Annotated in this window: 13 protein-coding genes; 10 read left to right on the top strand and 3 right to left on the bottom strand. The window is 43.6% G+C overall.

The window, feature by feature from the left end; genetic code table 11:
- Positions 1–25: 25 nt before the first annotated feature.
- From DBR43_RS17150 to DBR43_RS17130, 5 genes are all read left to right on the top strand, one after another.
- Positions 26–1,450: an L-dopachrome tautomerase-related protein gene (locus DBR43_RS17150; RefSeq protein ID WP_124582970.1), complete on the top strand. Its 1,425-nt coding sequence runs from the start codon at positions 26–28 to the stop codon at positions 1,448–1,450.
- Between the two features lie 27 nt (positions 1,451–1,477).
- On the top strand, positions 1,478–2,488 hold the full coding sequence (locus tag DBR43_RS17145; RefSeq protein ID WP_124582968.1) for a zinc-binding alcohol dehydrogenase family protein: 1,011 nt from the start codon (positions 1,478–1,480) through the stop codon (positions 2,486–2,488).
- A 217-nt stretch (positions 2,489–2,705) separates the two neighbouring features.
- Positions 2,706–4,088, top strand: coding sequence for a serine hydrolase (locus DBR43_RS17140; RefSeq protein WP_158622528.1), 1,383 nt, complete (start codon positions 2,706–2,708; stop codon positions 4,086–4,088).
- A 415-nt stretch (positions 4,089–4,503) separates the two neighbouring features.
- Positions 4,504–4,716: a hypothetical protein gene (locus DBR43_RS17135; RefSeq protein WP_124582963.1), complete on the top strand. Its 213-nt coding sequence runs from the start codon at positions 4,504–4,506 to the stop codon at positions 4,714–4,716.
- A 30-nt stretch (positions 4,717–4,746) separates the two neighbouring features.
- The gene (locus tag DBR43_RS17130; RefSeq protein ID WP_124582961.1) at positions 4,747–5,826 is read left to right on the top strand and encodes a type I restriction endonuclease; all 1,080 of its coding nucleotides are present in this window, start codon (positions 4,747–4,749) and stop codon (positions 5,824–5,826) included.
- A gap of 140 nt (positions 5,827–5,966) precedes the next feature.
- Here DBR43_RS17130 and hepC (DBR43_RS17125) read toward each other — a convergent pair whose 3' ends face one another.
- The 3 genes from hepC (DBR43_RS17125) to DBR43_RS17115 are packed head-to-tail and all read right to left on the bottom strand — an operon-like array spanning position 5,967 to position 11,149.
- Entirely contained in the window at positions 5,967–7,940 is a 1,974-nt protein-coding gene (hepC, locus tag DBR43_RS17125) for a heparin-sulfate lyase HepC (RefSeq protein WP_124582959.1), read from the bottom strand.
- A gap of 5 nt (positions 7,941–7,945) precedes the next feature.
- Positions 7,946–9,934: a heparin-sulfate lyase HepC gene (gene hepC / locus DBR43_RS17120; RefSeq protein ID WP_124582957.1), complete on the bottom strand. Its 1,989-nt coding sequence runs from the start codon at positions 9,932–9,934 to the stop codon at positions 7,946–7,948.
- 3 nt (positions 9,935–9,937) lie between these two features.
- The gene (locus DBR43_RS17115) at positions 9,938–11,149 is read right to left on the bottom strand and encodes a glycoside hydrolase family 88 protein (protein WP_124582955.1); all 1,212 of its coding nucleotides are present in this window, start codon (positions 11,147–11,149) and stop codon (positions 9,938–9,940) included.
- Positions 11,150–11,536: 387 nt separating this feature from the next.
- On the opposite strand from DBR43_RS17115, the gene DBR43_RS17110 reads away from it, so the two are divergent.
- From DBR43_RS17110 to DBR43_RS17090, 5 genes are read left to right on the top strand one after another with little or no spacing between them, the layout of a single operon-like run.
- Positions 11,537–12,256 carry a ferritin-like domain-containing protein gene (locus DBR43_RS17110; protein WP_124582953.1) on the top strand — a complete coding sequence of 240 codons (720 nt, stop codon included), beginning with the start codon at positions 11,537–11,539 and terminating at the stop codon, positions 12,254–12,256.
- A gap of 10 nt (positions 12,257–12,266) precedes the next feature.
- The gene (locus DBR43_RS17105) at positions 12,267–13,187 is read left to right on the top strand and encodes a ferritin-like domain-containing protein (protein WP_124582951.1); all 921 of its coding nucleotides are present in this window, start codon (positions 12,267–12,269) and stop codon (positions 13,185–13,187) included.
- A gap of 20 nt (positions 13,188–13,207) precedes the next feature.
- Complete coding sequence (locus DBR43_RS17100) at positions 13,208–16,354, top strand: SusC/RagA family TonB-linked outer membrane protein (RefSeq protein WP_124582949.1); 3,147 nt, start codon at positions 13,208–13,210, stop codon at positions 16,352–16,354.
- 14 nt (positions 16,355–16,368) lie between these two features.
- A complete protein-coding gene (locus DBR43_RS17095) occupies positions 16,369–18,000 on the top strand; it encodes a RagB/SusD family nutrient uptake outer membrane protein (RefSeq protein ID WP_124582947.1) in 1,632 nt (543 codons plus the stop codon).
- 58 nt (positions 18,001–18,058) lie between these two features.
- Positions 18,059–22,141, top strand: coding sequence for a two-component regulator propeller domain-containing protein (locus DBR43_RS17090; protein WP_124582945.1), 4,083 nt, complete (start codon positions 18,059–18,061; stop codon positions 22,139–22,141).
- Positions 22,142–22,272 lie beyond the last annotated feature (131 nt).

The following is a 22,272-nucleotide window of genomic DNA, read 5'->3' as shown; positions in this document are numbered from 1 at the left end:
CTTCAAATTACAAAAACTTATAAAAATGATAAAACTAAAATTAGCAGGTTTTGTTGCTATCGCAATGATCCTGACCATGAATACTGCAAGCGCACAAGACCTGAAACAGGTCCAACACCTGAAATTCGATGAAAAGGGATGGGAGCAGATGGCAGACAAACTACAACGTAAATATGTATATGGCGAACAAGGGATGCTGGCGTTGTTTAAAATGGATAAAGGTGCCAGGGTTCCCTTACACCAACATCCCAATGAGCAAACTTCATACATCACAAAAGGAAGCGTAAAGGTCAGCATGCAGGGGAAGGACTATATCGTAAAAGCCGGAGAGGTCCTGATCATTCCGGGAAATATCCCGCACCAGTTTGAGTGTCTGGAAGACGGAACACTGGATATTGATTTTTTTGCCCCTCCGAGGATGGACTGGATCAATGGTACCGCAAGCTATTTCGCTGATGTGGCAAAAGAACAACCGGAACTGGAAGAGGTCGCGGCATTAGACATCCGTCCGGGTGATGTGGCCGTATCTGCCGAAGGAAGGGTCTTTGCAACAATTCATCCCCTCGGAAGCCGGCAGCTGCAGCTGGTAGAAATCATAAAGGGTAAAGCGGTACCTTATCCAAATGCTTCCTATCAGAAGAACAATGGTAAAGCTACAGACGCAAAATTTGATGCGATGCTCGGGTTGATTTTTGATAAGAACAACAAGCTGTGGGTAATTGATATGGGCCTTGAGCTGGGTAAGACAAGGTTATGGGCTTTTGATATTGATAAAAATAAGGTGGCGGAGAAAATTGAATTGCCGGCATTCGTGGCGCCTAAAGGTACTTTTGCGCAGGAAGTTGCTATTGATGAAAAGAATGGCTGGGCCTACCTTGCCGATATTGCAAATCCGGGGATCATTTCGTTAAACCTGAAAACCAAAGCGGCGAAAAGATTTAGCGGTCATCCGGCTTTACAGGCAGAAGATAAGGATATGCTGATCAACGGAAGTGTGGTTCATTTTGGAGGTAAACCTGCCCGCGTCGCGATAGATCCTATGACCCTTTCTGCCGATAGAGAGACTTTATTCTTTGGTGCAATGAATGGAAGCTCCTGGTATCAGGTGCCGGCCGGGCTCTTTAGGTCGGGAAAAGACGACAAGACCATTGGGAATGCAATTACTAAAGCAGGAGAAAAGCCCTTTAGCGATGGTGCGGTTACCGATGCGCTGGGCAATCACTACTTCACCAACCTTCAGGAGCACGCTATTACGAAGCTGGACCTCAACGGGAAGTTAAGTCATTTGATACAAAATAAAGAGAAATTGTTATGGTCCGATAATGTGTACCTGGCACCTGCTGGCTGGATGTATATCTCTACCAATCAGCTGGAAACCACCAGCGCCTTTACCGGAAAAGCAGATAGTGGCAAAGCGCCCTATTATATTTATAAATTTAAAATGAAATAATTCAGAACACCTTAGAAAAATAGATATATGAAAGCAATAGGATTTAAGACATCATTACCTATAAGTGATGCAGACAGCTTTATAGAATTTGAAACGGAAAGACCAGCCCCGAAAGGAAGGGACCTGCTGGTGAAAGTTGCCGCAGTTTCTGTAAACCCGGTAGATTTTAAGATCCGGCAGAACAGCGCAAAAGGTCAGGTATTGGATGTACCAAAGGTGATCGGTTGGGATGCTGTGGGGATAGTAGAAGCAGTAGGAGATGAGGTTAGCCTGTTTAAAGCAGGAGATGAGGTTTACTATGCAGGAGACCTCAACAGGGCTGGAAGTAATGCAGAATACCAGCTCGTTGATGAGCGCATTGTAGGTAAGAAACCTAAAAAACTCAGCATTGAGGAGGCTGCTGCAATGCCATTAACAGCCTTAACGGCCTGGGAGATCCTGTTTGACCGCATCCGGATTAATGAAAAAGACAAGGGTAAAACCATATTGATCATCGGCGGTGCCGGCGGTGTCGGTTCTATCGCCATTCAGATGGCAAAAAAGGTAGCTGGCCTGGTGGTCATTGCCACTGCGAGCCGGCCGGAAACAGAAGAATGGTGCAGGGAACAGGGAGCAGACTATGTATTCAATCATAAAGATCTGGTGAATGAAATGCATGAAGCGGGATTTCAGTCTGTAGATTTTATCCTCGATTTTGTGGATCTCAATCAGTACTGGGACATCATTACTGAGCTCATCAAACCTCAGGGACATATTGCTTCCATTACTGGTTCCGCAACTCCTGTGGCATTGGATAAACTAAAAAGCAAAAGCGTGAGTTTCTCCTGGGAGCTAATGTATACCCGGTCTATTTTCCAGACTGAGGATATGATTGAGCAACACCATATTCTGAATGAAGTGGCCCGTCTGCTGGATGATGGGGTATTAAAAAACACCTTGAAAACAACGCTTTCGGGACTCTCTGCTGAGAACTTTAAGAAAGCGCACCAGCAGCTGGAAAACAATACAACCATTGGTAAAGTGGTGATTAAATTCTAATCCGGGAAGAATTAAGGCCAATATTGTATTGGCCTTAATTTCAAGCGCTCTGGAATTGAAATTTTTAAGGTAATTATCGTGAAATTTTAAACAGCGCTCATTTTAGCGCCGTAATAACTGCCGGATTTTAAGATAAATTGCTAGGTTTATGCTCATCATAATAATTGTACTGTTATGTTTTTGCTTATTCGCGGAATTCTTACAGCTTATATCAATCATGAAGTTATTAACCGGCTATATTCTATTTTTCTTTATTACCTTAAACCTTACTGACGGTTTTTGTCAGCGGTTAAATTCTGGTCCGCATAAACAGGAACAATCCAGCCCGAATACACTAGATGCCAGGATCGTTCAATGGCAAAAGGACTTAAATATTCCGAACGTTGCGATTGGTATTATAGAAAATAATAAGCTGGTAAAAGCGAAGGTATATGGGAATTTAAGTGATGGGAAACCGGCGCCAAAAAATATGATTTTTGAAGTTGCATCAATTAGCAAAGTCGTGTTTTCTACGATGGTACTTAAATTGGTACAAGAGGGGAAATGGGATTTGGATGAACCGCTTGCCCATTATTTTGTTGATACCGCAGTTGCCTCAGACCCTTATTCGAAAAAGATAACGACCCGGCATGTGTTGAGTCAGCAGTCTGGTTTTGACAATTGGAGATGGATGAATTCAACTGGTAAATTAAGGTTTAACTTTGAACCAGGTACAAAATTCAACTACTCAGGGGAAGGAATGGAATACCTTAAATCGGCTATAGAGCAGAAGTTCCATAAATCATTACCTCAACTTGCGGATTCCGTACTTTTCAAACCCTTACACCTGTCAGATACGCATCATGAATGGGACGGCAAAACGGATTTTGCCAGGCATAGCAGAATGTATGATACCGAAGGAAAACAGATTACAAAGACTGATTATTCGATTCGGGCCAGTGCTGCTGCAGGTGTAACGACCACGATAGAAGACCTTTCCAAATTTGCAATAGAGGTTTTAAAAGGCGGACATCTTTCAGCAGGTCTTAACAAAGAAATCATAAAAACACAGGCCGTAATTAGCCCCAATCTTCAGCAGGGTTTGGGATGGCGTGTTGTTAACGGTTTACCTAACCACGAGTATGCACTTCTACACGCAGGAAATGATCAGGGGGTAGCCGCAATTATGGTCTTGCTTCCAAAATCCAAACGGGGAATTATCGTTTTAACGAATGCCGACAACGGGTTGATGATGTGCAACAATATCGTCAGGGCCGCTTTAGCCGAAGGTCCGGAAATTATACATAAAGCTTATAAAAGTACTAAGTTAACTGAGGTGCTTCCGGTGATTTCATTAACTGACAGTGTTTTAAAAACCTATGCAGGGAATTACAAGCGGGAAGACGGAGAGCCGGTAACCGTTACTTTGAAAGACCGGGGCCTGGTTTTAAAAATGGCCGGAATTCCTGTTCTAAATTTACTCCCGGAAGCGGAGGATAAATTTTTCCTTATGGATTTAGACGTAAAAATATTCTTCACAAAAAATGATGATGGAACGGTAAATGCCGTTTCAATTCAGGATGGCGGAAATGTGATTAAGTGCATGAAAGTGAACCCTTAAATGAGTACTGAAATACAGTCTTCATTCTCTTTGTAAACTTATCGCAGAAGGTTTGTCCGTTCGTTTGAGTGGCTTTGTATAGCCTTCGCCCCTTGACAGGGGTTGCTGAGGGGTTGCCGTAGGGTTGCTGAGGTAAATGGCCTTACCAACCGTTACCAACCCTACGGCAACCCGTCGCCAACCCCTCAGCAACATCGAAGCCTATCCAAAAAACATACAATGTTGCCTGGTCCTGATATAACTGAACAATCTCCTCTTTACTGCCATAAGTTTACAATGTCTGATCCGGTCCTAAACCCCTGAAATACCCCATTAAATTCCGGAAAAGCAATCTGGTGCTTTACGGTTTCCCGTAAGGAAAGCCTACTGTTGTGATCTACTTTTGAGCAGTTGAATGACTAATTCTTAACTGTATATGAAGATCGTTTTACTACTCGGATTTATTTTCCTGAATAACGTCGTTTGTACAGACGTGAATACAGTATACATCTGTGATAGCCGTACAGGTAAAAGATACCATTACACTGCAGATTGCAAAGGACTGAATAACTGCCAGCACAAGGTTTTAAAAACAACGCTTGAGATCGCTAAAAGCAGGGGCAAGACCTTGTGTGGCTTTGAAGATTAAAGCATTTCAAATTATTAAATAAAAATTCAAATGGATTTCAAAGATCAGATTGCACAGTTGGCATCTCGTGTCGAGAAGATGTTACCTCAAATACAAACGGAAGAAGCGACAAAAAATGCCCTGGTGATGCCATTTATTCAGATCATGGGATATGATGTTTTCAATCCCTTTGAGGTGAACCCCGAATACATTGCTGATTTGGGGATTAAAAAAGGGGAGAAGGTGGATTATGCGATTATGAAAGATGCCGAGCCCACGATATTAATCGAATGTAAACACCATCAGGAGAATTTAGACCCGCACAATTCTCAGTTGTTCAGGTATTTTCATACCACAAAAGCTAAGTTCGGCTTGTTGACCAACGGGCTGGCCTATCGTTTTTACACCGACCTCGTTGAAAAGAATAAGATGGACGGTACGCCATTCTTTGAATTCAGGTTAACAGAAATCAAAGATGCCGAAATTGCAGAGTTAAAGAAATTCCACAAATCCTATTTTGATGTCGATAACATTACGAATACGGCAAGTGAATTAAAGTACCTGAACGAGTTGAAAAGCCTGCTTCACAAAGAAATAGCTGAGCCCTCCGACGGTTTTATCAGCTTCTTTACCAAACAGGTCTATCCTAAGGTGATTACCGCCAAGGTGAAAGAACAATTTGCACCGATTATTAAACGCTCTTTTAACCAGCTCATTAGCGATGCAATTAATGAACGCCTGAAATCTGCGCTAAATCAGGAAAAGGAAAAAGACACCTCAGAAGCCATTAAAATCGAAGAAACCATTCTCGCTGAACCGGAGTCGGGAATTGTAACTACAGAAGAGGAAATTGAAGGTTTTTTTATCGTCAAATCGATGCTCAGGGAAAATATAGATTCCAAAAGAATTACTTACAGAGATGCACTTTCCTATTTCGCGATTCTGCTGGACGACAATAACCGGAAGACCATTTGCCGGTTATACCTGAACAATAAAAAATACCTGGCGGTACTCGATGAGCATAAAAAAGAGACCAAATATGAACTCCAGTCGCTCGATGATTTATATCAGCATGCTGCCCTTTTAAATGAAGTGATTGCGCGGCTGGATGGAGCGAACCCGTCTAAATAAATAATTAATTAAACCGGAAAAAGCCTGAAATCGTAAGATTTCAGGCTTTTGAATAAAATCATTTTATCCCTTAGTAAGGTCGTTTTCACAGTAACCTGTTAGGTATGGCGGTATTGCAACGGCCATACATTCAGCCAGGCTCATAATTTTGTTTTTATGGTTTGTGCTTTTCCATCGATGCTCAGGCTGATCCGGAGCTCGCCTTTCTCAAAATCATTGCCTGTAAGGAACGAAATACTGACCTCAGGTACGGTATCGCCCTCATAAGGACACAGGAGGGTGATAAATCTTTGGGCGTTGCCATCATTTTTAGGTTTTTCAAATACAAATGCGGGTCTGGCCACTTCCTTTCGGTAGGCATAAGAGACTTTACCTGCTTCCTCATTCAGACTTACCTTATCGGTATTTAGTGATTGTATCAACAGGTTATTTCCGTCAGTATAACTGGTGTGTACCCTGTTTTTCGTTTTGTCAAAAACCGGTTTACTGTCTTCTTTGAGCTGGAAGTGTACCCCGAGATTTCCGGTTGCCTTGCCGAATGCTTTATCGATGATCAAAAAGTATTTTTGGTTGATAAAAAGCACACTGCGCTGATGATCGAGCTCCGGATAACTGGGATTAGTATAGGTCAGTATGTCGAGGTTTTTTCCGGTTTCCCATTTGTTTTGCCGGGCTTTGGTGATCACCATATTCTTATTATCAAGCGTTAAAGTTTGGTGCACTTTCGTTTGACGGTATTCTTCTCTGAGTTTGTTGATCTCTGCATCGCCGCTATAAACATAAACCCCGCCATCCGGACTAAAATTGCGACCTTTTACCCAAAGTTCAAAAGTGCCGTTATCCGGTTGCGCATGAAATTCTCCCGGAGGGCTGGCCTTCAGGATCATCACTGTAGATTGCACGTTCCATCCGTTTCTGAAAGTATAAAAACCTCCAACGGATAAAGCATGTGACAAGTAGGCTGGTGCTGCTCCTTCTTTGCCCTCAGAAGCAAAATATTTGATGGTATTGTTCTGAGGAAAGGCTTTGGCCCAGCTTTGAAATTGCCTGACCCTTCCACTCTTTTCCACCAGCCAGGAATCACCAAACATGGGATTGTTGTAATCCGGGAAAGAGAGATTGGCTATCGCAATGATCATATTTTCAACAGTTTTGCTATAGCTTTCGGGAAACTCATTTTCCACACCAGCCATTTTCGCAGCATTATAGGCTTTTAAGAAAATGTCTATGGCGGCTACATGATAGGTCGGCGACAACTCAAACTGCATCCCATCAGCGTATACCTGTTTTTTGATCTCTGTATTCAAAACGCTGATCCCACTTTTCCTCCAGGAGGCCGCATCTTTAAATTCAGGAAAGAATGAGCCTGCAAACAGCAGCCGCTGTGCCTCGAATAAAAGGTGATTGCCCAGCTCCGAATAATGCAAAGGAATATAATTGGCTTGTTGATGGTAACTCTTTAGAAACTCAAGTAAAAAAGCCGGACTGAAATCTGAAGCCTTGAGGAACAGGTTGAAAGTCCCCGGCAGACTTTGAACGCGTTCTGATACTTCCAAAGGTCGCCATGCATACCGGTCGTTGTCGTCTGATAAACCCAGTGGATTTTTTAATGCCCAGTCGCGAAACTGAGCTACCCATTCTTTGGCGTATTTTTCATCGCCACTGCTGCGGTAGGCCAGGCCCATCGGTTGCCACCAGTATACCCGGTGTAATTGCCAGCGTACTTCGTTGTCTTTTACAGGCCAGAATTGCCAGTTGATGTCTTTCCCATAATCAAAAAAGCCATAACCTTTATGGGGCTGAAACTTGTGCTCAAGCGCATTATTGGCCTTTTCCAAATTGCTTGTACCGATAGACTTGCCTTTAAAGCGGCTTTCGTCAGACAGATTGAACTCAGGGTGTCTGATGTTTTTGCGTCCGCGATAATAAGACAGTAATTGTACGGCGGCTTCATCGTATTTACCTGCCAAAAATAAGGCGTTTGTTTTTTCCAGTCCCGGATAAGTAAGGTTGATCTGGTCAAAACTTTGTTTATTGATCGGGGCATCCTGAGCCCTGCTAAACAGGCTCGTGCTCAGCAAGGCATACAGGACGATCATTTTTTTCAGTTGCATGGTGGTTATGGGTTTAAATCCTGTTGAATAAGTTTGGTTTTTCCATCAATGGTGATCGTCATATTGATTTTGCCATGGGCGGGATCATGACCGCTGTTTTCTTTCATCCGGATGTCCGGCCGGGCATTGCCATGATATGGATATAGAATGCTGATGAAACTTTGGGTATTGCCATCTGGTTTAGACTTTTCAAAAACAAAAGCGGGTCTGGCTATTTCCTGCTGATACTGATAGGATACAAAGCTCTGTTCCTCTTTCAAAAGAACAGGATCCTGATCCAGCAATTGAATTAAAAGGTTGTTGCCATCAGGATACCTGGTATTTATCCTGTTTTGTTTATAGTCAAAAACAGGCTTGCTATCTTCTTTTAAAGCATAATGGATGGCCGGATTTCCGGTAGCTGTTCCTATTGCCCTGTCTATAATCACGAAATAGCTTTTATCAATAAACAATACACTACGCTGATGTCTTAAGTTTTCATAACTCGGATTGCTATAGGACAGCAGATCCAGGTCTTTGCCGGTTTCCCATTTTTCAGGCACCGCTTTCGTGATCAGCATATTTTTGTTGTCCATGGTCAGGGTTTGATGCGCTTTCGTTGACCTGTACCAGTCTTTTTTGTTGTTTGTTTTTGCATCATCATTGTAAACATAACTTCCGGCATCGGGGCTGAAATTGCGGCCTTTAACCCAAAGTTCAAAAGTGCCATTGTCAGGATGGGCATGGAAAAAGGCAGGCGGACTTGCCTTTAACACCATGACTGTCGCATTCTGGTCCCATCCGTTCCTGAAAGTATAGAATCCTGCATCGGGCAGTGATTTTGACAAATAAGGAGGAATGGTTCCTTTTTTCGCATCATTTGCAAAATATTCGATCACCTTATTTTGAGGAAAGGTTTTCGACCAGTTGCTGTAGTTTTTGAGCATCGTATTTTTGTTGGTCAGGAAAGAATTGCCGTACAATGGAAAAGTATAATCAGGAAATGAGAAGTTCGTGACCGCGAGTACCATTTTCCCGATCAGCTCCCGGTAGCTTGCAGGGAACTCCGATTCAAGGTTAGCTAGTTGCGCTATTTCAAGTGCATTCCGGAATATATTGATGGTACCGATATGGTAGGAGGTAGACAGTTCATACTGCATCCCATCCGGATATACTTGTTTTGTGATTTCCTTATTTAAGACCTCAATGCCGCTTTTTCTCCACTCACCTGAGGCTTTTAATTCAGGAAAGGTAGCTCCTGCATACATCATATGCAGGGCTTCGAACAGGAGGTGGTTCCCAATATCGGTATAGTTAGCTTTCACATAGGTTGCCTGCTGCTGATAGGAATTGAGGAACTCCATTAAAAAGGTAGGTGTAAAATTGGGCGACTGGAGAAACATATTGAAATAGCCCGACCAGTTGTTCAGCCTGAAGGACACCACAAAGGCTTTCCAGGCAAATTCTTTGTCGTCCGGATAAGCACCCGGCTGATTGCTTTTGATCCAGTCACGGACCTGAAAAACCCATTCTTTCGCATATTTCTCGTCTCCGGTACTCCAATAGGCCAAACCCATTTGCTGCCACCAGTTGGTGCGGTGTAAAAAGGTGCGTATCAAGGCATCAGGAACCGGTGCGTATTGCCAGTTGATCGCGGTGCCATAGTCAAAATACGGATAGGCTTTATGTGGTTTGAGCTTATGGAGCAGTGCATTGTCTGCCATTTCAAGAATGTCTTTGGACAATTTTTTTCCTGCATATTTCGCCCGGTCACCGATGTTAAAGTCCGGATGTCTGATGTTGCGGTTCCGGTAATATTTCAAAAGTTCAGCCGCTGCATCATCATATTTACCTGCCAGAAAAAGCTGATTTGTTTTTTCCAGTCCCGGGAAGCTAAGGTTGATGTGCTCAAAGCTCCTTTGTGTAATTACTGCTTCCTGTGCATAAATCCTGTGGGTACACAGGATTAAAATGCTGAGCAGAACAATTCTTTTAAGGTGGATGAGGTTGGCCATTTTCTAAATTTTAGGAAGGTTTGTTTTTTTGATGGCGGCATAACGTTTCAGGGCTTCAAGATAATAGTAATCTGCATAATCCAAAGGGGTGTCAATTTCGGAATTGTAAAGGAAAGCACCTACACTATGTTTCAGAATGAAAAAGCTGTTCTCATCTGGTTTGGCCAGATAGGCATCAGAAGATAATGATTTGAGGATTTCTTCTGCATAGCTGAGATATTTCCTGCCATCCTTCACTTGCGTACTCAGTTCCAGCAAGGCCGATGCGATAACGGCAGCTGCCGATGCATCTCTGGGCGCGCGTTCCTCTACATCAAGGGCATTGTGCACATCAAAATCCCAAACCGGAATTTTATCTTTTGGCATACGGGGATGGTTCATAATGAAGGAGGCAATCCGTTCTGCCTGAGCAATAAAGTTTGCGTTTTTCGTATTGGCATAACACATGGTATAACCATAGAGGCCCCAGGCTTGCCCGCGTGCCCATGCAGATTCGTCGGTAACACCCTGGTGGGTCGCCTTGCGCAATACTTTTCCCGTTGCAGGGTCGTAATCCACGACATGATAGGAGCTGTGATCTTTTCTATAGTGGTTTTTTAGCGTGGTATTGGCATGTGTACTCGCGGCATAAATATAGGCAGGTTTGTCAAATTCTTTTGCCGCCCAATACAAATATTCCAGGTTCATCATGTTGTCAATAATAACCGGATAGTGCCATGGGCCGAAATCCCAGGAACGGATCACGCCTACTTTAGGGCTAAACCGGGCGTAAAGGTGTTGCGCCCCATCTGCCAATGCAGGCAGATAGGCTTTGTCGCCGGTGATGCGGTAAGCATTTCCATAGGAACAATACAGCATAAAACCCAAATCATGGGTGTTTTTCAGGTAACGGACCGAATCCAGTGCCAGGGTAAAACTTTTAGCGCGCTCAGCGAGTTTTTTGTCTCCGGTAAGTTCATATCCGTACCAGAGTGCACCTGGGAAAAATCCCGTAGTCCAGTCTTTATAAGCTGCGAACCTTACTTTACCATCGGGATTAACAGAACGGGGATTCTGGCCAGGGGTATAGGTGGCGGCGGCTTTATTTAATTGATGAGCAATCACACTGGTGGTTTTTTTAAACCATTGTAAGGAATCATCATCCTGTACGGGCTTCGAAAAAGAAGTCAGGCTGATGAAAGAGGCGGCCATAAATATGCCGAAAGTTTTATTCATAATTCAGTTTTTGGGAATGGTGTTGATTTGGTTAGCGAAGTGAAGGTAGGAGAGAACGGGAAAACAGGCTTTCGAATTTTTCCGTAAATATTTTGAAATTGATGAAATTTCTTTGTCAGAAGCCGATTTCAGAAGACCTTTGCGGGGGATAATGGACCTTTCATCAAATTTAACAGCATTTAGGACGAATTTAAAACTCCGATTCCCTGGTGATTTTTAAATTCGTTCTTATCAACCAACCAAATAATCCTGAACCTATAAACTATGAACAGCAATTTGCCTTTTCTGATTTAATCCATTTGATCTCATCCCTAATTTCAAGACCCGCACATTCGTGTGATTTTGAAAGCGACCAAATAACCTGAACTTATAATAAAACCAATACCTATGACAAGAGGTCATTCTGAAACGGAAGCTCAAAGAGAAATTCTTTTAAAGGGCAAAATACAGCGGAGAGCATTTTTTCAATTTGCAGGGATCTCTATGCTCGCAGCTACCGCGTTAAGCTGTAAGGAAGCAATCCCTGAACCATCCAGTCCCTATGTAAATACAGACAATACCATCGATTTTAAAAGCGATACCGGTTTACTAAACTACATTTATGTACTGGAGCAATTGGAAGCTGCATTTTATACCAAAGCAACAGAAAACTTAGCAGCTGGTTTCAGCACTACTCAGTCTGTTTTTCTTAATGATATCAAACTGCATGAAATTGCACATCGCGAGTTTTTTAAAACATTTTTGGGTCCCGCAGCTGTCGCCAGCCTGGACTTTGATTTCTCTTCTATAGATTTTAGCAATGCAACAAACCTGCTGGGGGCCGCAAAGACTTTGGAAGACCTGGTACTGGCAGCCTACAACGGCGCAATAGAAAAGGGTAAGGAAAGCTATACCCTGATTATTTTGAGTCAGATGGCTTCTGTTGAGGCCCGTCATGCGGCCTGGACGCGTGAGCAGCTGGGGGTCAATACTTTTGCCGATTTAGCCGATCTGGCGGCCTTAGGTGCAGATGCAGCAAAGGGGCTCGATGTCACCTTATCGCCGGATAAAGTCCTGGCACAGATTGCAAAGTATGTAAAAACAAAGCTAAACGTCATTAACCTGTAAACCTGAAACCATGAATATCTTAAATATACTTCAGCACATTGAAAATGTTGATCAGGAGCTCTATGAGCGACTGAGCCCACGCCGTAGGGTAATGAAGGATTTCTTTAACCTTGGTAAGAAAATTTCAGTGGCCGCAGTGCCTTTGGCTTTGGGTACGCTGTTTCAGAAAGCCTATGGGCAAACGGGCAATAACACCGTAGTGCTGGAGGCCCTGAATTTCGCCCTGGCCCTGGAATATATGGAGTTTCATTTCTATAACAATGCACTTACGCTGACGCCTGCACTCATACCTGCGGGGGATAAACCGGTCATTACTACGCTTCGCGATCATGAGCAGGCACATATCAATTTGTTGATTCAGACGATTCAATCCTTAAATGGAACTGTTCGCGCTGCAATGCCTTATGAGGCTTTCGATTATACAAAAGTGGCGACCAACGTAAATACCAGTTATTCCACTTTTTTAAGAACCGCCATGCTGCTTGAGGACCTTGGCGTCAGGGCTTACAAAGGACAGTTGATTTCATTAACAGAAAACAATGCGGTACTGTCTGCGGCCCTGAGAATTCATTCTGTAGAAGCCCGTCACGCTGCGCAGATCCGCCTGATGGTGAATAAATTACAGCTCGTTAACCTGAAGCAGTTAAGGCCATGGCCTGGGCAGCGAAGAAGCGATAACGGCGATTTGCTGAAAGACAATTTTAATGATTCTACACTAGGCACAATGGCCGCGATATATGATAAAGACAGTACGGTAGCCAATAATGAAAACAAAACGGTACAGGCCGGAATCTCACTGGTTGGCATCAACGGAAATGTAGAAGTTACTGTAGCGCCTGCTGCTGAATCCTTCGACGAATTTCTACTGACCGCATCAGCCAGGAAAGCGGCGAATGACCTGTTCATTAAAACCGGATACAAGCTCATCTAAGACACGAAATTTAACACAACATGAAAAAAACAGTACTGTTAATTTTATTGATATCCATCTGCACATTGGTTTATGCACAGGATATGATTACCGTAAAAGGGCTGATCAGGGATGGAGAGAATAAACCCATTCCAGGGGCAACCGTTTTCGAAAAAGGAACTAAAAATGGCATTGTTGCCAATGAGAAGGGCAGTTATCAGATTAAAGTAAAATCAAATGCCACACTGGTGTTCTCTTACCTGGGTTCTAAAACGATTGAACAACTGGTAAAAGGCCGGACAACTGTTGATGTAAAGCTTTTAGATGATGCCAATGACCTGAACGAAGTGGTGGTGATTGGTTACGGTAAGGTGCAGCGTAAAGACTTAACCGGCGCCGTTTCTTCTGTGAAAGGAGAGGAGCTGGCGAAGACTCCGGTTCAGAATGTGGCTTCCGCATTGGTTGGCCGTGTTTCCGGTTTGCGCGTCGCAGCTGATGACGGAACACCGGGCGGAACCCCTTCAATTACCTTAAGGGGCGGGGGCTCGATCACCCAAAGCAACGAACCGCTTTATGTCATAGATGGAGTACCTCAGACAGACGGACTTAACTTTTTGGACCCCACCGATATTGAAAGTATCGATGTGTTAAAGGATGCATCAGCAACTTCAATTTATGGTGCCCGGGGATCTAACGGCGTAATTCTGGTAACGACTAAACAGTTAAAACCAGGTAAACTGAGCATCGGTTATGATATGTATTACGGGGCAAAAAAAGCGAATAAATTCATCCCCGTGCTGAACCCACAGGATTTTACAGTCTTACTCTACGAAAAACTTGGGGCGGACCCTTTGAAGTATGCCGATTTACAGCGCGATTTTGGTAATTATTCAGATTTACAATCCACTTATGCAAACAGAACGGGAATCAACTGGCAGGAGGTAATGTTTGGCGACTGGGCAAATACGCAATATCATAAAGTGAGTATTGCAGGCGGACAGAGCGAAACACGTTTTAATTTGTTCTTCTCCAGAAGTGACGATCAGGGCCTTGTCCGGCCGGGAGGTTCGGTAAAGAATATCGCAAAATTCAGCCTGTCGCATAACATCAGTAAAAAGATGAAGCTGAATGCCATCGTCAATTACAGCGACCAGAATATCACCGGATTCGGAACCCGAGAAGGAGGAGACCGCTTCAATCCCCTGATCAATATTTTTCAGTACCGGCCCATCAGCAACAGGAATTCTACAGATCAGGAATTTTTAGACCTGGACAATGACCCTACAATAGATGTGAATACCATTCCTTTACAAAATCCGCTGATCAACGCAGAGTCCCAGCTCAGGTCTTCTTTAAACCGGACGCTGAACCTGAATACATCTTTGGAATATAACTTTGCAAATCACTTCACTTACCGTGGTTTGGTCTCTGCGAAGATCTCGGGAACAAAAGCAAAGCTGTTTAACGATGCCCGTTCCATTGTGTCGAAGCGGAGCGGAGGGCCTTTTGGATCCTTAACGCAGACCGATAACAACGGATTTAATTACAACAACACGATCACGTACGACAATGAGTTTAACAAAACCCATAAAGTCTCGTTTTTACTCGGACAGGAACAGCAATATGCTACTTTAGAAAGTTTTTCGGCCAGCAACAGTAAATTCCCAACGGTTAACCTCGGCCTGGACAATATCGGCTTAGGCACAACACCGGGAATTCCAACCTCTTCTGCCGAAGCAGAAGATTTGTTTTCCTTTTTTAGCCGTGCAAATTATACTTATAAAGACAGGTATATCTTTACTGCCACATTACGGGCGGATGGATCTTCTAAGTTCGGCGACAATAATAAATGGGGGTATTTTCCTTCTGCAGCATTCGCCTGGAGGGCCATTAACGAACATTTCTTGAAAAATGTCAAGTTCCTTTCCGACGCGAAACTGCGTTTAAGTTATGGTACTTCCGGAAATAACCGGATCGCCAATTATCTGATGCTGAGTCAGCTGGCCAATGGCAGTTATCCTTTAAACAACAACAACAGCACGACGATTTATCCAAACAATATTGAGAACAATAATCTAAAATGGGAGACGACCAAATCCCTGAATATAGGACTGGATCTGGGCTTTTTTAAACAACGCCTGAGTCTTACGGTTGAAGCGTACGACAACCGTACAAAAGATTTATTGTTGTCCGCCCAGGTTCCCTATATCAGCGGCTTTGCTTCACAGGTCATCAATATTGGTTCTACTTCCAACAGAGGTATAGAACTTAGTTTGAACACGGTTAATGTCAAAACTGATGCCTTCATCTGGAACAGTACGCTGAACATGGCATGGAATAAAAATAAGGTCTTGTCTTTAAGTACGGATGAGAACAGAAGATTTAGCAACAGCTGGTCCGCTCAAAGCGATTATTTGCTGGAAGTAGGCAGTGCAATTGGCCTGATGTATGGCTACAAATCTGATGGGGTATACCAGGTGAGTGATTTTAACTATAACCCGACAACAAACAATTATACCCTGAAACCAGGATTGCCTGTTGATGTAAACTATGCGGCACAACCGGGTTTTCTGAAGCTCCAGGATCTGAATGGAGACGGACTGATTAATCCAGCCGACAGAACAGTGATCGGAAATGGCATCCCGAAGTTTACAGGTGGCTTTAACAATACTTTTTCTTATAAAGGATTTGACCTCAGTATTTTCATCAATTGGGCCATCGGCAATGACGTGTACAATGCCAATAAACTTCAGATGGCAACGAATGTCAGTGCTTATACCAACACCCTGAATTACTTCAGGGACAGGTGGACCACCATTGATGGCAATGGAAATAAAATCAATACACCAACAGCCTTATCTGTCTTAAACGGAGGGAAAACGATTCCAAGATACGATGGTTATGGAACAACACCACGTTTCTTTGACCAGGTAGTAGAGGATGGATCATTTTTGCGGATCAACAATGTGAGCTTAGGTTACAACCTGCCAAAAAGCTGGATCTCCAAAGCTAAACTGAGCAATTTGAGGGTCTATTTAACAGCTTATAACCTGCATGTATTCCATGGGTATTCCGGTTATGATCCGGAAGTGAGCACAAGCAGTGCCGGAGGCCTGACACCGGGAGTAGACTTCGGCGGCTATCCCCGCAGCAGATACTTTGTGGCTGGTTTGAATATTTCATTATAAAAACATTTCCGATCATGAGAACAACACTTAAATTCTATATCAACAATACCATCAGGTTAATACTGCTGACCGCCGTTATGGCTAATTTTACCGCCTGCAAAAAAGGACTTACGGAGGATCCCAAATCTGTTTTTGATGCAGAGAAATTCTTCAATACCGTTGAAGAAGCTGATTTGGCCACCTTAGGGATTTATCAAAGCATGTGTAACCTCAATACACTGGGCTTTTATTCCTCTATCCTCTATGAAAACGACAACGACATTGCGCAGGTCAGGGACCTCGTGACCTCAGACTTTCGTGGGGTAGCACATTATGTCATTTCATCAGAATCGATATACACACAGGGAAGCTGGCAAACCTATTATGAAGGAATTAACCGGGCCAATCTTGTGATCGATAAGATACCTCAAATGAGCGCTTATGGCAACGCTGCCCAACGTAAAACCCTGGACCGCTATCTTGGCGAAGCAAAATTTTTGCGCGGGTTTTATTATGCCGAATTGGCGAGGTTGTTTGGCGGGCTGCCTTTGAAATTGACACCAACGCGCTCGGGGGACGACCTTCGCCTGCCTAAGGTTTCCATCGATGAGGTTTATGCCCAGGTGATCAAAGACATGACCGGGGCGATCAGCCTGCTGCCAGATGGAAAAACAACTGATGAACGCATCAGCAAAATGGCGGCAAAAGGCATGCTGGCAAGGGTCGCCTTATTTGCCGGAGGGTTTTCATTAAGACAAAAAGGGCAAATGGAACGCCCTTCAAATTATAAGGACTTCTATGCCATTGCGCTAAAGGAGACAAAGGAAATCATGGAAAGCGGTGTATATGCATTAAACCCAAGCTTTGAACAGTTTTTTAGAAACCAGAGCCAGCTGAAGATAGACCCGAATGAAAGCATGTTTGAGGTGGCATTTTATAACCTGAGCGGTGTAACACCTGGCTCTGGCCTGATCGGACAATGGAATGCACCGGCAGTAGCCGCAGGTACAAATTACGGACGCACGAATTCCTATGTAAAAACCACGCCGCTGTTTAGAAATTCATTTGCTGCGGGGGATTTAAGGAGAGAGGTATCGGTTGCTACTTATCAGATTAATGCAACAGGACAGGTCATCGAATATCCGGCCACACAAGACAACAATTATGCACCGGGAAAATGGCGCAGGGAATATCAGGTATTGCCACCAAAAGACCTGAACAATACGGATATCAATTATGTGGTTTTGCGTTATGCAGATGTCCTGCTGATGCGGGCAGAAGCAGAAAACGAAATGAATGAAGGACCAAATGCGGAAGCTTACAATGCCATAAACATGGTCAGGAGGAGAGGCTTTGGCAAAGTCCTGAATGTTGCCGACCCGGCAGTTGATCTGCCGGCAGGATTGAGCAAAACAAGCTTTTTTAACGCATTGAAGAACGAACGCGCCTGGGAGCTTTGCTTTGAGGGACTACGGAAATACGACCTGATGCGATGGAATATTTTAGGAGAAAGCCTTCGTGCCACAGAAGCTGCACTGAAGAGCTACCGGAATAATTATCCCTATATCGCCGGAACAATGTTCAAAGATGGTAAGAACGAATTGTATCCGATTCCCTTGAGAGAAATAGATCTGAATAAAAACCTCGTTCAAAATCCTAATTATTAAAAGAGCTTAAATCGCTATCTTGTGGGGATCATAAATGTATTGGATTAAAGGAAGATGTATGAATTTCGGGGGCGGGAATAAAGGACTACTGCAGGTAATTTCCGGTATAGTTGTTGTTTTTCTGTTGGCGCTCTGCCAAAGGGGTTTTGCGCAGCAGGGAAGTAAACAATTCCGGAATATTTCTGTGGATAAGGGATTGTCTCAAAGTACTGTTTTTGCGATCAGACAGGATACCCTGGGCTTTGTCTGGGTAGGCACACAAGATGGCCTGAACCGTTATGATGGCAAGAGTTTTAAGACTTACCGGCCTGTCAAAGAAGATGCAGCGAGCCTGCAATCGTATTATATCCGTTGTCTTTTTATCGATCAAAGTGGCAGTTTATGGGTCGGGGGGAATCAGGGAATCAGCAGGTACGACGCTAAGACCGACAGCTTTATCAATTACAAATTGCCACACAGCATTGGCGAGTGGTACATCTGTTCCATGACAGAAGATGCTTCGCATCACATTTGGGTCGTCTCAATCGCGGGAGATATTTTTTGCCTGAAGCCATCTGCCAAACAATTTGTCCCGGTCAACATGAATACCTTGGCTCATGGAATCAAAAAGATTTCTTACATAGGAACCTGGAAACGTAACCTGCTGTTGGGTACCGATGTTGGTCTTTTTGAAATCAATCAGAACAGAACCGCATTAAATAAAATAGCTCTTGGTGTAGATAAACCTTATGTAAGTGATGTTTTTATCGACAATACTGATTTTTGGATCGCTACAGAAGGCAATGGTTTGTTGCGTTATAATGTTAAAACCCGACAAAGCCGGTCTTTTACACATACTGCCGGAACAAACAGCATCGCCGACAATAACATCAGGTCTATCGTTAAAGATGTGGAAGGGAACATCTGGCTGGGAACGTTCAGAGGGCTTTCGATCTTAAACCCATCCACAGCTGCCTTCGATAATTACTATCACCAGCTTTCACAGCCTTTCACCATAGGCCAGAATTCGGTTCGGTGGATTTACCGGGACAAACAAAACGGGATGTGGTTAGGGACCTACTATGGCGGACTGAGCTATTACCATAAAGACGACATCAAGTTTAACCTGCTCAGTCAGAATACAGGTAAACCTTCGCTCAATGATGAAGTGATCAGTGCGATCAAACAAGATCAGTCCGGCAATTTCTGGATTGGAACAAACAATAAGGGACTGAACTACTGGAATCCTTCGAAAAATACCATCAGTTATTATGTTTCGAATGAAAATAGTCCAAATGGCTTAAGTTCCAATAACATTAAGGCCATTGATTTTGATGATGCGGGAAATGTACTGGTAGGCACACATAAAGGCGGACTAAACGTGCTCAATCCTTCAACGGGTAAGATCAAACGCTATCTGCCGGATGTAAATGATCCGAACAGCATCAGTGGTGATCTGGTTTACAGTATTTTGAAAGACCATAAAGGTCGAATCTGGATAGGTACACGTTCCGGTTTGGACCAGTTTATATCCTCTTCACAGAAATTTATACATGTGACTTCAGATAATGCCGGAAAGCGGTTGATTTCTGATGACATCACCTGCTTGTTTGAAGATAGTCAGCATAGAATCTGGATCGGAACCACCAATGGGGTTTCGCAGTTTTATCCCGATAACCTGCTCTTCGGAAATATCGGAGATGGTACATTGAGCGAAGACATCGTCAATTGTATTACGGAAGACAAAAAGAAGAGGATCTGGATGGGGACCAGGGACGGCCTGAGTTTATTCGATGAAACGAAAGGTACTTTTATCAGCTTCAAAAATAAAAGGGAATTTCTGAACGGGACCATTTATGGCATCCAGCCGGATGATGAAGGTAATTTATGGATTTCCACAAACAGCGGCCTGCTCAAATTCAATCCCGACAGCTTTGCAATACAGGCTTTTGATGAAAGCGATGGCTTACAGAACAATCAGTTCAATGAGTACTCTTTTTGTAAGGCTAAGGATGGCATGTTGCTCTTTGGCGGTATCAAAGGGATTTCTTATTTCTATCCTTCTGCAGTCAAGCAAAAACAACTGCCATTGAAACTCAGCTTTACCGCCCTGGAGGTTTTTAATAAAACGGTGAGTACAGCGGATGGAACAAATATCCTGAGCAACCATATCGACCAGACGAATGAGCTGGAGCTGGGACCGGATGATAAACAGTTCAGTATTTTTTTCAACGCTTTCAATTATATCTCCGCCAACCGTACCCATTACTATTATAAGCTGGAAGGCATTGATACCGGCTGGCAGGAAACCGATGAACTGAAAATAAGCTATAGCAATCTGCCCCATGGCAAATACTTTTTGTCGGTAAAGGCGGTAGGGCCTAATGGCGAAACGAGCCGGACGAGGAACCTGGAAATCTCCATTTTGCCACCATGGTATAAAACGACCTGGTTTTACCTGGCAATGCTGGTGATCATTAGTGTATCTGCCTGGATCGGTTACCGGATCATCGCAGAAAGAATAAAAGCCCTGAACCAGTTAAAGCTGGAGCGGCTGGACAAAGAAAAGGTCAGGTACATCAATCAGGTAAAGATGGACTTTTTTACCAATGTTTCTCATGAACTCAGGACCCCCTTAACCTTAATTTTAGCGCCTTTGGAGGAACTGATTAAAAAACCAGGCGGGGACAGGTCCTCAGCTAAAAAGCTGGAACTAATGCTGATCAATGCTAAAAGGCTCTATAATTTAGTAGACCAGTTATTTGAGTTCAGGAAAACAGAAATGGGAACCCGGCAACTTAAAGTGGCCAAGGGCGATATGGTAAGTTTTATCAATGAGATTTACGAGTCTTTTCAACCGCTTTCAGAGCGAAACAATATCCGCTACACGTACCGGTCGACGGAGGCAAAATTGTCTTTTTACTTTGATAAAGATGCAATGGAAAAGATCTTGTTTAACCTCTTGTCCAATGCATTTAAATACACGGGTTCAGGCCATCAGATCAGCATAGAGCTGGAGACAAAAGAGGGGATGCTGCTGATCCGGATTTCGGATACAGGTGTGGGGATTGCCGAGCAGGATCTGTCAAAGGTCTTTGATCGTTTCTATCAGGTGAACGGCCGGGAAATGAACCTGGGCTCTGGTGTTGGTCTGGCCTTCACCAGAAGTTTGGTGGCTTTACACCACGGGAGCATCACCGCAGAAAGCGAGCCCGGAAAAGGAAGCGTTTTTACAATCAGGATCCCCATGTCTGAAGAAGTTTATAAGGATGACCTCCTTGCGGAAAGCCGGGTGTATGAACTTTCGATTGTACCGGAGGATGAAGGTGCAGGAGATGACCGTTCAGACTGGAAAACAGAAGAGCTGCTGCTGAGCGATCAGCAGGAAAAAAATAAGGACATCAGGTTGTTGATTGTGGACGACAATAAAGAGATCTTAGCCTATCTGGAGGACTTTTTTAGCGAGACTTATCAGGTCTCCCTTGCTTACGATGGTAAGATGGCTTTGGCGATGCTGGAAAATCAGCAATTCGATTTGATCATCAGTGATGTGATGATGCCTGAACTGGATGGTTTGCATTTGTGTAAACGCATCAAGCAGAACATCAATACTTCCCACATTCCTTTGATTCTTTTAACGGCAAAGACAGAAACCAATCAGCAGATCAAAGGCCTGGAGATGGGCGCAGATGATTACCTGACCAAACCTTTTTCCACCAATTTGTTGGCGGCAAAAATCAGCAACCTTCTGCGTTCGCGCAAAAGGCTGAAAGAATACTATTCTGCAAGTAAGGAAATCGTACCTGAAAATATTGCCTTCAATACGCTTGATGAGGAATTTCTGAAAGAAGCCATTTCCATCGTCGAACTTCATCTTTCTGATTCTGAATTTTCGGTTGATAAATTCAGTAAAGAGATCGGTATGAGCAGGTCTAACCTTTACCTGAAACTAAAGGCGATTACGGGAGAATCCGTTAATGATTTCATGAAACGCATCCGGTTTAAAAAAGCGGTAGAACTGCTGTTGTCCAAAAGGTATACCATCGCCCAAATTGCCTATACCTGTGGCTTTAATACGCCTTCCTATTTTTCTACCGCATTCAAGAACTACTTCGGCGTGATGCCAAGTGAATACCTGGAAAAGATTGAAAACCTGAAGTGATGAAGATTCATCAAAATCAGAAGTTTTTGGAACAATTTCGAAGCACCTTATGCCTGGGGAATTTTAAATTCGTTTGATTAAACCAGGCCTGCAGTAACTGCGCTTTGTCTGCAGGGTAAAGACTTCCCGAT

This window comes from Pedobacter sp. KBW06 (assembly GCF_003852525.1).
In the GTDB taxonomy this organism is placed as follows: Bacteria; Bacteroidota; Bacteroidia; order Sphingobacteriales; family Sphingobacteriaceae; genus Pedobacter.
This window is presented reverse-complemented; position numbering and strand designations above follow the sequence as displayed.

What these genes read in the sequence shown, in the direction of transcription:
- DBR43_RS17150 (WP_124582970.1), top strand. Translation starts at nt 26, where the DNA reads ATGATAAAACTAAAATTAGCAGGTTTTGTTGCTATCGCAATGATCCTG.
- DBR43_RS17145 (WP_124582968.1), top strand. Translation starts at nt 1,478, where the DNA reads ATGAAAGCAATAGGATTTAAGACATCATTACCTATAAGTGATGCAGAC.
- DBR43_RS17140 (WP_158622528.1), top strand. Translation starts at nt 2,706, where the DNA reads ATGAAGTTATTAACCGGCTATATTCTATTTTTCTTTATTACCTTAAAC.
- DBR43_RS17135 (WP_124582963.1), top strand. Translation starts at nt 4,504, where the DNA reads ATGAAGATCGTTTTACTACTCGGATTTATTTTCCTGAATAACGTCGTT.
- DBR43_RS17130 (WP_124582961.1), top strand. Translation starts at nt 4,747, where the DNA reads ATGGATTTCAAAGATCAGATTGCACAGTTGGCATCTCGTGTCGAGAAG.
- hepC (WP_124582959.1), bottom strand. Translation starts at nt 7,940, where the DNA reads ATGCAACTGAAAAAAATGATCGTCCTGTATGCCTTGCTGAGCACGAGC.
- hepC (WP_124582957.1), bottom strand. Translation starts at nt 9,934, where the DNA reads ATGGCCAACCTCATCCACCTTAAAAGAATTGTTCTGCTCAGCATTTTA.
- DBR43_RS17115 (WP_124582955.1), bottom strand. Translation starts at nt 11,149, where the DNA reads ATGAATAAAACTTTCGGCATATTTATGGCCGCCTCTTTCATCAGCCTG.
- DBR43_RS17110 (WP_124582953.1), top strand. Translation starts at nt 11,537, where the DNA reads ATGACAAGAGGTCATTCTGAAACGGAAGCTCAAAGAGAAATTCTTTTA.
- DBR43_RS17105 (WP_124582951.1), top strand. Translation starts at nt 12,267, where the DNA reads ATGAATATCTTAAATATACTTCAGCACATTGAAAATGTTGATCAGGAG.
- DBR43_RS17100 (WP_124582949.1), top strand. Translation starts at nt 13,208, where the DNA reads ATGAAAAAAACAGTACTGTTAATTTTATTGATATCCATCTGCACATTG.
- DBR43_RS17095 (WP_124582947.1), top strand. Translation starts at nt 16,369, where the DNA reads ATGAGAACAACACTTAAATTCTATATCAACAATACCATCAGGTTAATA.
- DBR43_RS17090 (WP_124582945.1), top strand. Translation starts at nt 18,059, where the DNA reads ATGAATTTCGGGGGCGGGAATAAAGGACTACTGCAGGTAATTTCCGGT.